This is a genomic window from Acinetobacter sp. YH12134 (genome assembly GCF_013418555.1).
GTDB classification, from domain to species: Bacteria; Pseudomonadota; Gammaproteobacteria; order Pseudomonadales; family Moraxellaceae; genus Acinetobacter; species Acinetobacter indicus.
Map to the genome: position 1 here is coordinate 26521 of NZ_VPBT01000014.1, position 12143 is coordinate 38663.

At 48.7% G+C, this 12143-nt stretch carries 14 protein-coding genes; 8 read left to right on the plus strand and 6 right to left on the minus strand.

The genetic code is table 11. The features are described 5' to 3' along the window. Positions 1-95: 95 nt before the first annotated feature. Complete coding sequence (locus FTU69_RS09270; protein WP_127801551.1) at positions 96-857, plus strand: TorF family putative porin; 762 nt, start codon at positions 96-98, stop codon at positions 855-857. Positions 858-930: 73 nt separating this feature from the next. Here the strand turns inward: FTU69_RS09270 and FTU69_RS09275 are convergent, their stop codons facing one another. Further along, positions 931-2421 carry a YifB family Mg chelatase-like AAA ATPase gene (locus FTU69_RS09275; protein WP_127801552.1) on the minus strand — a complete coding sequence of 497 codons (1491 nt, stop codon included), beginning with the start codon at positions 2419-2421 and terminating at the stop codon, positions 931-933. Positions 2422-2490: 69 nt separating this feature from the next. Further along, the gene (locus FTU69_RS09280) at positions 2491-2718 is read right to left on the minus strand and encodes an accessory factor UbiK family protein (protein ID WP_168382017.1); all 228 of its coding nucleotides are present in this window, start codon (positions 2716-2718) and stop codon (positions 2491-2493) included. 276 nt (positions 2719-2994) lie between these two features. Between FTU69_RS09280 and glnK the strand changes: the two genes are divergently transcribed. From glnK to FTU69_RS09315, 7 genes are all read left to right on the plus strand, one after another. Then, positions 2995-3333: a P-II family nitrogen regulator gene (gene glnK, locus FTU69_RS09285; RefSeq protein WP_004650081.1), complete on the plus strand. Its 339-nt coding sequence runs from the start codon at positions 2995-2997 to the stop codon at positions 3331-3333. 62 nt (positions 3334-3395) lie between these two features. Then, positions 3396-4799 (plus strand): ammonium transporter, encoded by a 1404-nt coding sequence (locus FTU69_RS09290; protein WP_075174920.1) that lies wholly within the window; start codon positions 3396-3398, stop codon positions 4797-4799. A gap of 139 nt (positions 4800-4938) precedes the next feature. Continuing rightward, positions 4939-5397, plus strand: coding sequence for a transcriptional regulator NrdR (gene nrdR, locus FTU69_RS09295; protein WP_005181550.1), 459 nt, complete (start codon positions 4939-4941; stop codon positions 5395-5397). 23 nt (positions 5398-5420) lie between these two features. After that, complete coding sequence (gene ribD / locus FTU69_RS09300) at positions 5421-6509, plus strand: bifunctional diaminohydroxyphosphoribosylaminopyrimidine deaminase/5-amino-6-(5-phosphoribosylamino)uracil reductase RibD (RefSeq protein ID WP_180103785.1); 1089 nt, start codon at positions 5421-5423, stop codon at positions 6507-6509. Continuing rightward, complete coding sequence (locus tag FTU69_RS09305) at positions 6506-7795, plus strand: DNA adenine methylase (protein WP_005181555.1); 1290 nt, start codon at positions 6506-6508, stop codon at positions 7793-7795. The genes ribD and FTU69_RS09305 overlap by 4 nt, the downstream gene beginning before the upstream one ends. A 27-nt stretch (positions 7796-7822) precedes the next feature. After that, on the plus strand, positions 7823-8482 hold the full coding sequence (locus FTU69_RS09310; RefSeq protein WP_005181557.1) for a riboflavin synthase: 660 nt from the start codon (positions 7823-7825) through the stop codon (positions 8480-8482). A gap of 112 nt (positions 8483-8594) precedes the next feature. Then, positions 8595-9140, plus strand: coding sequence for a VTT domain-containing protein (locus FTU69_RS09315; protein ID WP_005181559.1), 546 nt, complete (start codon positions 8595-8597; stop codon positions 9138-9140). 82 nt (positions 9141-9222) lie between these two features. On the opposite strand, the gene FTU69_RS09320 is transcribed toward FTU69_RS09315, so the two are convergent. The 4 genes from FTU69_RS09320 to FTU69_RS09335 form a co-directional block, all read right to left on the minus strand. After that, positions 9223-9441 (minus strand): hypothetical protein, encoded by a 219-nt coding sequence (locus tag FTU69_RS09320; protein WP_005181560.1) that lies wholly within the window; start codon positions 9439-9441, stop codon positions 9223-9225. A 208-nt stretch (positions 9442-9649) separates the two neighbouring features. Further along, positions 9650-10270, minus strand: a complete 621-nt coding sequence (locus FTU69_RS09325; RefSeq protein ID WP_180103786.1) for a hypothetical protein — start codon at positions 10268-10270, stop codon at positions 9650-9652. A gap of 23 nt (positions 10271-10293) precedes the next feature. After that, the gene (locus tag FTU69_RS09330) at positions 10294-10701 is read right to left on the minus strand and encodes a DNA polymerase III subunit chi (protein WP_005181563.1); all 408 of its coding nucleotides are present in this window, start codon (positions 10699-10701) and stop codon (positions 10294-10296) included. Further along, on the minus strand, positions 10694-12142 hold the full coding sequence (locus tag FTU69_RS09335; RefSeq protein WP_180103787.1) for a leucyl aminopeptidase: 1449 nt from the start codon (positions 12140-12142) through the stop codon (positions 10694-10696). Before FTU69_RS09335 ends, FTU69_RS09330 begins: the two co-directional genes overlap by 8 nt. Position 12143 lies beyond the last annotated feature (1 nt).

A 12143-nucleotide genomic window follows, 5' to 3' on the forward strand; every position in this document is an offset into this window, starting at 1 on the left:
TGAGCAAATGCCAGTGTTGGCATAGGGATTGCTATCTCCTGTGTGAATGAAACAAGTACACAAAAGCATTGAAATATGCAGCAGGGGATCAAACAATGAAATTTTCTATCAAAACACTTTCACTGGCTTTCGTTGCCGCAACTGCCAGCCTCAGCGTGGCTGCAGCAGAAGATACTTCGGCATCTGGTTTATCGTTTAGCGGTACTGCAGCGCTGACTTCAGATTACCGTTATCGTGGTCTGACCCAAACCTTTAATGATCCTGCGGTACAAGCCGGTTTCGCACTGTCACATGCGTCTGGTGTATATGCCGGGGTGTGGGGCTCGAATGTCGATTTCGGCGGTACGGCCCATTTAGAGCTGGACCCATATATCGGTTATGCCACAACCTTAGATGGATTTGCGAGCAAGCCATTACTGGATGTGGGCTTATGGTACTACGCTTATCCAAGTGAAAGCGATTTAAACTGGTTAGAAGCCTATGCAAAACTTGGCTTTAATGATGTGCTGGTCAAAGATGCCAGCTTGCTCACCGCAGTGAACTACAGCAATGACTTTTTAGGCGCAGATTTAGATGCCTGGTATTTCAATGCTACCTATAGCGTGCCTTTTGGTGCGACCGGTTTTGGTGGAGTGGCGGCTTTAGGCTATACCGTGGCAGATGAAGAGATTTTTGGTGATGATGACAGCTATGTGGACTGGAAATTGGGCGTAACTTATGCCTTTGCCGGTGTTGAAGGCTTAACTGCAGAACTGGCTGCGGTGGGTTCAGATATTGACTATGGTCCAGGCACACCAGATGTGGTTGAACGTGGCGTAGAAACAGGCGCAGTCGTGACATTGACCAAGACATTCTAATTTAAGACTTCACATAAAAAAATAGCCCATTTGAAATGGGCTATTTTTTTATACTCGTTTTTAATGACGCGTTTTATGGGCTGGGCTGCGCCCGATAAGACAGCGCTTCCGATAAATGAGCGGTCTGAATTTCGCTACTTTCGGCCAAATCGGCAATACTGCGCGCCACCCTTAAGACCCGATGATAGGCGCGAGCCGACAGGTTTAAACGTTGCTGAGCCAGATCCATCATGTTCTGTGCTGGAGTGGCTAAGGCAGCAAACTGTTCCAGCTGTTTTGGACTTAAGTTCATATTCAGCATACCTTGGCGTTGCATTTGCCGTTCATAGGCCTGAATCACCCGCTGGCGAACCGTATCTGAGTTTTCCACCGCAGTTTTATCATGTAACTCATGGGCCTGTAATGGTGGTACATCAATATGCAAATCAATCCGGTCCAGGAGTGGGCCAGAAATCCGGTTCTGGTAGCGTTTAATACTTTCTGCGGAACATTGGCAGCGAATATCCTGATTAAACGCATAGCCACACGGGCAGGGGTTCATCGCCGCAATCAGCTGGAAACTGGCCGGAAAGGTAATCTGCCGCGATGCCCGGGAAATCACAATTTCTTTGGACTCCAAGGGCTGCCGTAATACTTCCAGCACTTTACGGTCAAACTCCGGCAGTTCATCTAAAAACAACACACCTAAATGAGCCAGGGTAATCTCGCCCGGTTTCGGATGTGAGCCACCACCGACCAGCGCAATCGCTGAAGCGGTATGATGCGGGGCGCGAAATGGCCGCTGTCCAAAGCGATGCGGGGTATTGGCAATTGAATAAATACTGGCAACTTCAAGATTTTCCTGCATATTCAGGGGCGGCAAAATACTGGCCAGACGTGAGGCCAAGAGGGTTTTGCCTGTGCCGGGCGGTCCTTTAAAAAGCAGGGAATGGCCACCGGCAGCGGCAATTTCCAGGGCACGCCGAGGTCGCAGCTGTCCTTTGACATCCGCCAGGTCAAAAGCATAGCGTTCCAAGCGGGTTTCCGAGCTTGCTGCAAAAGGCTGTAGGGGCGCAGCCTGCGCCAGATGCTCACAGACCTGTTTCAGATGACTGGCCGCAAACACCTGAAAGTCGGGCAATTGTGCGGCTTCCTGTGCATTGGGTTCGGGTAATACCAGTTGATGGCCGGCCGCCTGACAGGCAATGGCAATACTTAAAGTGCCGGTGACCGGACGCAATTGGCCATCCAGCGCCAGTTCACCAATAAATTCCAGGTTTTCTGCGGCCTGTTCGGGCAATTGTCCGGAAGCAATCAGAATGCCTAAGGCAATCGGTAAATCCAGACGTGAGCCATCTTTGGGTAAATCGGCCGGGGCCAGATTAATGGTCAAACGTTTGGTGGGAAACTGAAAACCACTGTTAATAATGGCCGAGCGAACCCGGTCTTTACTTTCACGGACCGCGGCTTCGGCCAGACCGACAATGGTTAAGGAGGGCAGACCCTGACTTAAATGGACTTCAACTTCAATGGACGGGGCATTCAGTCCAAGCAGACCCCGCGTATAAATTTTGGCAAAAGACATTGTTTTTATGTTCCGTTTTGGTGCGTTATTTTTGGTCGTTATGCGTCTTTTGTTGCACTAAGAAGGTGCTTATTCTTTGTTCAAAAGCTTTTGTTCGAGTACTTCTACCTGCTGTAGCAGTTCATTTAAACGAAGATTGGCATTATTCAGTGCAGTGCGCTGACGGTCCAGCTCTTCTTTGGACACTAGATCCATTTTGCTGACGGCTTCGTTTAGCAGGGCACGCAGATTATGTTCTAAATCTTTTTTCGGTTGATCGACCTGTTCTAAGATGGCCTGTAATAAGGTTTCTATCATCATAAATTCCATTCCAGTGGACTGAAAAGCGCAGTGTAGCATTGCTCTGGCCCAGACTATAGTGTTTCAGATGAAATATGGTTTTATTCGATGCCGGAGATCGTAAATCTCTACAGAAAAATGTTTATTTTTTGAAGATTGGTGCATGAGAAAGGTATAAAATAGGATATAAATAAATCACATGCCGTAACTTCTAATTTCCCCCGACCTTAGGAGTTTTGGCATGAAATTTGAACATAAAACCTTACTGGTGAAATAAGCCGAAGGAAAACACACATGAAGCTCGTAACTGCAATTGTAAAACCCTTTAAATTAGATGACGTGCGTGAAGCACTGTCAGAAATTGGTGTTCAAGGGATCACTGTCACTGAAGTCAAAGGCTTCGGTCGTCAGAAAGGTCACACTGAACTGTATCGTGGCGCAGAATATGTTGTTGATTTTCTACCAAAAGTGAAAATCGAAATCGCCATTAGTGATGAGATGGTGGATTCAGTGATTGAATCAATCACCCGTGTAGCAAGCACCGGCAAAATCGGTGACGGTAAAATTTTTGTGACGAATCTAGAACAGGTCATCCGTATTCGTACAGGTGAAACAGGTGCAGATGCTGTTTAAGTAATTGGCACGAAGTTTGCTGAGTACCTAATAACTCACAAAAACTAGGTTGGGGGATACGAATGAAAAAAATGCTACTTGCGCTCGGCTTGTCCGGCGCGCTTTTGGGTGGTTCTGTTACTTGGGCTGAAGAAGCCGTAACAGCGCCAACTCCTTCAGAACAAATCACAGTAAATGATACTGTGGAACCTGCGCTTATTGAATCAAGCGATATCATCACTACAGAAACTGCTTTACCTGAAGTGGCAGCGGCTGAAGAAGAAGCCGTGTTAGACACTGGTGATACCGCTTGGATTCTGGTCTCAACAGCACTTGTCCTACTCATGACCATTCCGGGCTTGGCCCTGTTCTATGGCGGTATGGTGCGCAAGAAAAACGTCCTCAGCACCATGGCGCACAGTTTTGTTGCGGCCGCAGTGGTCAGTCTGGTCTGGGTAATTATTGGCTATACCCTGGCCTTTGGTGAAGGTAATGCCTTTATTGGCAGCCTGGACAAGTTCATGCTGGCCGGTATTACCACCGATGCCTTAAGTGGCACCATTCCTGAAATCCTGTTCGTGATCTTCCAGATGACCTTTGCGATTATTACCGTGGCCATTATTAGCGGTTCGATTGCAGAGCGGATGAAATTTGGGGCCTTTGTTGCGTTCATTGCCATCTGGGTGGTGGTGGTCTATGCACCTATTACCCACTGGGTCTGGGGTGGCGGCTGGTTAGGCAATGATGGCGCGCTGGATTTCGCTGGTGGTACCGTGGTACACATTAACTCTGGTGTGGCTGGTCTGGTGGCTGCCTATATGCTGGGCAAACGTATGGGCTTGGGCCGTGAATCGATGGCACCGCACAACCTGACCTTAACTGTGGTGGGTGCAAGCTTGCTGTGGGTAGGCTGGTTTGGTTTCAATGGTGGTTCTGCGCTGGGCGCCAATGGTTCAGCAGGTTATGCTTTAGTGGTGACTCAAGTTGCCGCAGCTGCAGCCGCACTGGCCTGGTTAGTGACTGAAAAAGTGGTCCGTGGTAAAGCCTCTGTATTAGGCGGTGCTTCAGGTGCTGTGGCCGGTCTGGTGGTCATTACCCCGGCAGCAGGTTTTGTCACCGTCGGTGGTGCCTTAGCCATGGGGCTGATTGGTGGCGTGGTCTGCTTCTGGGGGATTACTGCACTGAAACGTGCCCTGAAAGCCGATGACTCTTTAGATGCCTTTGGCCTGCACGGCGTGGGTGGTATTGTAGGTGCAATTTTAACCGCCTTCTTTGCCAGCGAATTCATTATGGGCGATGCGGCACCCGCCAGCCTGATGGGTCAGCTGTGGGTGCAAGTGGAAGGTGTGATTGCCACCATTGTGTACTCTGCAGTATTAACCTTCATCATCCTGAAAGTGATTGATCTGGTAATTGGTATCCGTGTTGAATCTGATGATGAACGCATGGGTCTGGATTTAAGCCAGCATGGTGAACGGGTTGAATAATCTTTCAGCAGCATAATCAATATATTGTGTAAAACAGCCCAAAAGGGCTGTTTTTTTTCTATATATTGCGTAAAACTCTACAAAATCCTGTTTTTTTGCTACACTCTCAAATCAACTGGATTTGTTCAATTAAACCACTATGCATTGTCCATTTTGCAACGCCGCAGACAGTAAAGTGATTGATTCACGGCTGGCAGCTGAAGGCTGTCAAATTCGCCGACGTCGTGAATGTATTAGCTGTGGTGAACGTTTTACCACCTTTGAAAGTTATGAAGTGGTGATGCCACGCGTCATTAAATCGGACGGTAAAAATGAGCCCTTTGATGAAGCCAAACTGCGCCGTTCATTGATGCATGCCTTGCAAAAACGTCCCGTGACTCAGGAACAGATTGAAACGGTACTCAGTGATATCCAGCTGCAAATCCGCCGTCTGGGCGAACGTGATGTTAAATCACGCACCATCGGGGAAATTGTCATGCAGTCTTTATTCTCGCTGGATCATGTGGCCTATGTGCGTTTTGCTTCGGTGTATCAGGACTTTCAGGATGTGGAAGCCTTCCGCCGTCAAATTGAACAAATGCAGCAACGTGAATATTAAGCTCAACGCGCAAGAGTGGTGACATGTCCGAGTTAACTCAAGACCAAATCTGGATGCAGCGTGCCATTGAACTGGCACGACTCGGACAGTACTCGACCAAACCGAATCCGAATGTGGGCTGTGTGCTGGTTAAAGACGGACAGCTGGTGGGTGAGGGCTATCATCCGCGTGCCGGACAGCCGCATGCCGAAGTATTTGCCTTACGCGATGCTGGCGATGCTGCCCGCGGTGCAACCGCTTACGTGACTCTGGAACCTTGTGCGCATTATGGACGTACCCCGCCCTGTGCCAAAGGTCTGGTCGAAGCCGGTGTGGCCAGAGTGGTGGTGGCTTGTCCTGATCCGAATCCGCTGGTGGCTGGTAAAGGCGTGCAGATTCTGCGCGATGCCGGAATTCAGATTGAGGTAGGCGTGCTGGAACAGCAGGCGCATCAGCTGAATCTGGGCTTTTTAAAAGCCATGGCCACGGGTCAGCCTTATGTCCGCTTAAAAGTGGCGTCAAGTCTGGATGGCCGTACTGCCATGGCCTCCGGTGAATCGAAATGGATTACCGGCAATCCGGCCCGTCTGGATGTGCAGCACTGGCGCGCAATTTCAGCAGTGGTGATTACCGGGATTGAAACCGTACTGGCCGATGACTGTCAGCTCAATGTCCGCCAGCTGGCGATACATCAGGACATCAGCAGCATTGCCCAGCCGAAACGGCTGGTGCTGGACCGTCAGGGACGCTTACCCTTAACCGCCAAACTGCTCGAGCAGCCGGACAGTGTGATGGTGATGGGTCCGTATCGGGCCGAGCTTGAGGCGCTGGGCGTGATCCAGCTCGAGGTTCAGCCTTTGGATCAACTACTTCGAACTTTGGTGCAGCAGTATCAGCTGTATGATGTGCTGATTGAAGCCGGTGCAACATTAGCGACCGCCTTTTTACAGCAGCAACTGGTCGACGAAGTGATCAGTTATGTGGCTCCGACCCTGTTAGGCCGGTCTGCACGTGCCATGTTTCAGGCAGAATTTGAGCGTATGGCACAACAACTTCGATTTAAACTTTGCGACGTCACTCAATTCGGTGATGATGTGCGCTTAAGGTTAACCCCTTCTCAAGAGACGTTATGAATTCAGAGTCTACGGTTTATCACAAACGTCGTCACGCCGCACGTACGACAGATGAATATCTTTTCCATCAGCTGGTTCCTTATCTGGGGAATAAACGTCGTCTGTTACATCTGATTCTGGAAGCGCTGGAGCAGACCGGCACCCTGAACAAAGGCGGCCGCGCCCCGATCTTCGCTGACTTTTTTGCCGGTTCAGGCGTGGTTTCACGTCTGGCCCGACAAAATGGCTATCGGGTAATTGCCAATGACTGGGAACCGTATAGCCATGCGCTGAATCATGCGATTTTGGCTTGTGTGGAAGCGCCGGCGTTTAAAGAGCTGGGCGGTTATCAGAAAGCGATTGATTATTTAAACCGTTTGCCAGAAGTCAAAGGCTGGGTCACGCATAACCTGTGCCCACGCAATGATGAAATTTATGATCCGACCCGCGACCGTTTATTCTTTAAACGCCGTAACGGGATGCGTATTGATGCCATCCGCCAGCAGATTGCCACCTGGCAGGCGCAAGGCGCGATTGATGATGTCGAGATGAGCGCGCTGCTGGCGCCTTTGTTGTATTCGGCCAGTTTTGTCAGCAACACCTCCGGGGTCTTTAAAAGTTTCCACCATGGCTGGGGCGGTAAAACCCAGACTGCACTGGAACGGATTGAATCTTTACTGTGGTTAACCCCAAGCCGCTTCTGTGAAATTGGTGATCCGAAACGTCCGGCTGCCGAAATGTGGTGTGTTGATGCCCAGCATCTGGCCAACCAGATGAGCGGTTTTGAAGTGGATGTGGCGTATTTAGATCCGCCGTATAATCAGCATGCCTATAGCAGCAACTATCATGTGTTAAATGCCTTAACCTTGTGGGATCAGGTCGATTTACCAACCCCGGATACCAAAGGCTTTAAGAGCGGCATTGACCGTGCCTGGCGTAAAGAGCGTCCGAGTCCGTATAACTCGTCCAAGCACGCCAAAGAAGCGTATGAGAAGCTGTTAGAGACCATTAATGCACGGTATATCCTGACCAGTTACTCCACCGATGGCAATATCAGTGCAGTGGATTTGTTGCAGGCCAATTTAAAACGTGGCCGGGTCAGCCTGTTAACCCAGGATGTACCACGTTACCGGGTCAGCAAGCAGCGTCAGTCTGAACGCGCACGGGTACTGGAATTTATTGTGATTACCGATACTCACGCCAAATCTGGCCCGCCAATCCGGCAGTTGCTGGGGCAGTTGCATCACTTTGCCGAGCTGGGCGGGGTCGATACCAGTGGTGTCAGCACCCAACTGGCCTTGTGGTAAGCACTAGAGACAATAAGAGAAAAGACTATGTTTACAGGAATTATTGAAAGCGTGGGCAAAGTGGACAGCCTGCAAAGTGTCGGTGGTGATGTCCGCCTGCGTATTCAAACCGATCTGGATATGTCCGATGTGCATCTGGGGGATTCGATTGCCACCAACGGCATCTGCCTGACCGTGATTGAGTGGGGCGATAACTGGTACGCGGCCGATGTGTCACGGGAAAGTTTAAACCGGACTACCTTAGGTAACTGGAAAGTTGGCCAGCCGGTGAATGTGGAAAAAGCCATGTTACCGACCACCCGTTTTGGCGGGCATATTGTCAGTGGCCATGTCGATGCGGTCGGTGAAATTACCTTGGTGCGTGAAGATGCGCGTTCTTTATATTTCGAAGTGACTGCACCGGCTGAAATTGCCAAATATCTGGCCGAAAAAGGTTCGGTGACTGTAGATGGCATTAGCCTGACCATTAACCATTTGCGTGGCAGTGTAATCAGCCTGAACCTGATTCCGCATACCGCAGAGCGTACCAATATTGGTACCTGGAAAACGGGCAGCAAAGTCAATCTGGAAGTGGATGTTTTGGCGCGTTATATCGAGCGTTTACTGCTCGGTGAAAAAGCCGCAGAAACCACGGCACAGTCAAAAATCAGCATGGACTTTCTGGCCGAAAATGGCTTCTTAAAATAAGTCCTGACGCTGCTGTACAGAACAGTCTGATTGAAAAAATTAGACTGTTTTTTTATTTTTAGCGATAATTCAGGCTGCGCGAAACAGAGTAACTTACGTTGGTTAAGTGTAGATGATTGATTTTTTGCTAAATTTTGAACAGTGGCTGCCTGTGTTGCTCAACAACTATGGGGTCTGGATTTATGCAATTTTATTTTTAATTATCTTTGCGGAAACCGGTTCGGTATTTATGTTTTTCCTGCCGGGAGACAGTCTGCTGATTGCCATTGGCGCCTTATGTTCAACCACCGATGTGGTGCATTTACACTATATGGCGATTTTACTGTGCCTGGCCTCTATTCTTGGCTATAGCGTGAATTACTATACCGGCAAGGTCTTGGGGCTGAAGTTTTTTAATGACCATTCGCGTTATTTCAAACCGGAATATATCGTCAAAACCAACCGCTATTTTATGAAGCATGGCGGTAAAACCATTCTCATTGCACGGTTTATTCCTTTTGTCCGTTCTTTTGCACCGTTTGCTGCCGGTTCCGGACATATGCCCATCGCCAGCTTTACGGCCTATAACATTGCCGGTGGCATTATCTGGATTGTGTCTTTATTGGCCATCGGTTACGGTCTGGGCAATATCCTGTCGTGGCTGGGTCATATTTTTTAATATAAACAGTGCTGAAAAACCGCACGTACAAAAAAGCCCACGCGGGGTGGACTTTTATCTTGCGGGGAGAAATTCGCTGACCTTAGTGCTTGATCACTGTGACGGAAGTGCCGCCTAAACGTGGACTGGCTTCTGCAACCGGTGCCAAAGAAAATGTACCCTTTTCAGCTTCTTTGGTCAGGTAAATATAAAGCGACTGGAAATCTGCACGGCTGATTAATAAATCCTGAGCAGTAATATGCCATTGTTCACCACTATGCAGATGGTCAATTTTGCTCGATATTTGTGTCAAGATACCCATTTTAAACCCTAATTATAAAAATAATTTTTACTTTAAAAGGCAGCAGTACTGCTGTTCAAAGTATGACTATCTTGTGACAAAAATATTTCACTTTCATGACATTTGGCGAGAAATTCTGCCCCACAGCCCGATTTATCCTTCAGATGGGCCGGTTTAAATCTGCATTTACTGACACCGTGCCGGGTTTTTCACGCCAGAAGGCCGACATTTAGGTCTCTTTGGAAAATTGGGAATGTTTTAAAATATATTCAATTTCTTCCTGGGCAGCGGCCTGTAACTGGCTGCGGAACTGTTGTACTGCTTCTTCAATCCGGGTTTCGGCTTCCAGTTCCAGACGTACTCGGACACTGTCGAGTTCCGACAGAAGCTGCTCGTCGGTTATACCCACGCCTTTGGCAAAATTGAAACTGCCATTTTCCGGATTTTTTTGATAACGTGCAGTGTAATCCAGAATCTCCTGGTCCAGCTGGGTGCGTAAACTGGCCAGAGTTTCGGTCTGTGCAGCAAACTGCTGCAGTTCATCCTGATACAGGGCCTGTACATAAGCGGCCTGATCGGCACGTTGTTGGGCCAGACGTTGCTCCAGCATCTGCTGGCGGCGAATACGTGCTTCTTCAATTAACTGGATTTTCAGTTCAGCATAGGCCTGATCAATTTTCTGAAAGGACTGTTGCTGTTGCTGCTGATCGTACTCTACCCAGCGTTTGAGGTCGCTGTCTGGTTGCAGCACCTCACTAATCCGATGCAGGTCATCAATAAAGGTCTGACGCACAGCTTCAGGCGCAGTTAACCAGCGCTGTTTAAAATCTGGACCAACATTTAATGCCACGCTGCATCTCCTTTGGGGTGGTTCTATAATTTGTGGGTTTGCGGCTCAATGCCTAAACGACGATATTGTTTATATTTTTCCCGGCCAAGCTGTTTGGCGGTTTCATGATTTTCAATGATTTCGATAATGTGACTAAATTTGGCGAACTGTTCAAGAGCCTGTTCGTTAAAATTAAACACAATCCAATCATTTTCAGTTGGCAACTGTGCTGAAATACAGACCTGTGCCGTAGGCTCATCAATACCATGCGGAATAAAACTGCCGGCATCAAAGCTCCACAGCCGTTCATCCAGCGCCCGTTGCAATGCCGGGTCTGCGCTATACAGCCAGATGCGCTGTGGTTCACGCAGGATTTTCCGGCATAAACGGCAAGTGCTGTCCACTTGCCGTTCAGGACTTTTTTCAAACAGATAAAAGCTGACTTTAGCCATGCTGCTCTGCACGGTTGGCCAGGAATTGCATCAGTAGCGGTACCGGACGGCCTGTGGCACCTTTATGGGCTCCTGAATTCCAGGCAGTCCCGGCAATATCCAGATGTGCCCAGCGATAGTCACGGGTAAAGCGTTGCAGGAAGCAGGCTGCAGTGACAGAACCGGCTTTTGGACCACCAATGTTGCCAATATCGGCAAAAGGTGAATCTAACTGTTCCTGATAGTCATCAATCACCGGCATACGCCATACGCGGTCAAAACTCTGCTGGCCTGCCTGAGTCAGTTCCTGTGCCAGTTCATCATCTGGTGTGAACAGACCGGTCAATACTGAACCTAACGCCACTACACAAGCACCAGTTAGAGTTGCAATATCAATCACCAGAGCAGGATTAAAGCGTTTTACATAAGTTAATGCATCGCAGAGTACCAGACGGCCTTCAGCATCAGTGTTTAGAATTTCAACGGTTTGACCGCTCATAGTCGTTACGATGTCACCTGGACGGGTGGCTTTACCAGAAGGCATATTTTCCGCTGCAGCAATCGCACCCACCACATGAATTGGTAAACGAGATTCGCATAGTGCACGAAGCGTGCCTAGAACTGAAGCCGCACCGCACATATCGTATTTCATTTCGTCCATGCCAGCGCCTGGTTTTAATGAAATACCGCCGGTATCAAAGGTAATACCCTTACCGACCAGTACAATAGGTGCCTGCTCAAGATTGGCCTTGTATTCCAGGGTAATCATGCGGCCCGGACGCTCGGAACCTTTGCTGACTGCAAGGAAGGCACCCATGCCCAAGTCAGCCATATGCTGTTCATTCAGCACAGTTACTTTGAGTAAATCCGGGAATTCTTCTGCCAGTGCCAGTGCCTGATCAGCCAGATATTCCGGGAAGCAGATGTTCCCCGGACGGTTGCCTAAATCACGGGCAAAATTCTGGCCAGTATGTACTGCTTCAATAAATTTCAGCTGATGGGCAGTTAACGGGCTTTGTGTGGCAATCAATTGAATCTGCTCTAATACAAATTCATTTTTTTTGGTTTTAAATTCATCAAAACCGTAGGCAGCCTGGGTCAGGCTCAAGGCAAAAATATAATGCAGTTCTTGTGGCAGCACTGACAGATCTACCGCAATGCTGCTAAATTTTTTCTGTGCAGTTTTTACAATGGTTTGCGCCAGTTTGGCCAGTTTAGCCGGCTGTAATTCGCTGCTTGAACCAAGGCCAATCAGCTGGCTGAAGGCTGGCAAGCTGTCCTGTGCCGTCAGGCTTAAGCTTTCATTAAAGCCGGATTTAAATTGTACGGTCTGGGTGATGTTATCTAAATTTTTGATTTTATAGTGATCTGCGGTTGTACGAAGGGTATCGGCATCGACCAGAATAAATAAAGCAGCTGCGGTGACATTGTCTTGGTATGTCGGATGAATCGTCAGTTTCATA

Coding starts and splice junctions, on each gene's coding strand:
- FTU69_RS09270 (WP_127801551.1), top strand. CDS start 96: ATGAAATTTTCTATCAAAACACTTTCACTGGCTTTCGTTGCCGCAACT.
- glnK (WP_004650081.1), top strand. CDS start 2,995: ATGAAGCTCGTAACTGCAATTGTAAAACCCTTTAAATTAGATGACGTG.
- FTU69_RS09280 (WP_168382017.1), bottom strand. CDS start 2,718: ATGATAGAAACCTTATTACAGGCCATCTTAGAACAGGTCGATCAACCG.
- FTU69_RS09335 (WP_180103787.1), bottom strand. CDS start 12,142: ATGAAACTGACGATTCATCCGACATACCAAGACAATGTCACCGCAGCT.
- nrdR (WP_005181550.1), top strand. CDS start 4,939: ATGCATTGTCCATTTTGCAACGCCGCAGACAGTAAAGTGATTGATTCA.
- FTU69_RS09290 (WP_075174920.1), top strand. CDS start 3,396: ATGAAAAAAATGCTACTTGCGCTCGGCTTGTCCGGCGCGCTTTTGGGT.
- FTU69_RS09275 (WP_127801552.1), bottom strand. CDS start 2,421: ATGTCTTTTGCCAAAATTTATACGCGGGGTCTGCTTGGACTGAATGCC.
- ribD (WP_180103785.1), top strand. CDS start 5,421: ATGTCCGAGTTAACTCAAGACCAAATCTGGATGCAGCGTGCCATTGAA.
- FTU69_RS09330 (WP_005181563.1), bottom strand. CDS start 10,701: ATGGCTAAAGTCAGCTTTTATCTGTTTGAAAAAAGTCCTGAACGGCAA.
- FTU69_RS09315 (WP_005181559.1), top strand. CDS start 8,595: ATGATTGATTTTTTGCTAAATTTTGAACAGTGGCTGCCTGTGTTGCTC.
- FTU69_RS09305 (WP_005181555.1), top strand. CDS start 6,506: ATGAATTCAGAGTCTACGGTTTATCACAAACGTCGTCACGCCGCACGT.
- FTU69_RS09310 (WP_005181557.1), top strand. CDS start 7,823: ATGTTTACAGGAATTATTGAAAGCGTGGGCAAAGTGGACAGCCTGCAA.
- FTU69_RS09320 (WP_005181560.1), bottom strand. CDS start 9,441: ATGGGTATCTTGACACAAATATCGAGCAAAATTGACCATCTGCATAGT.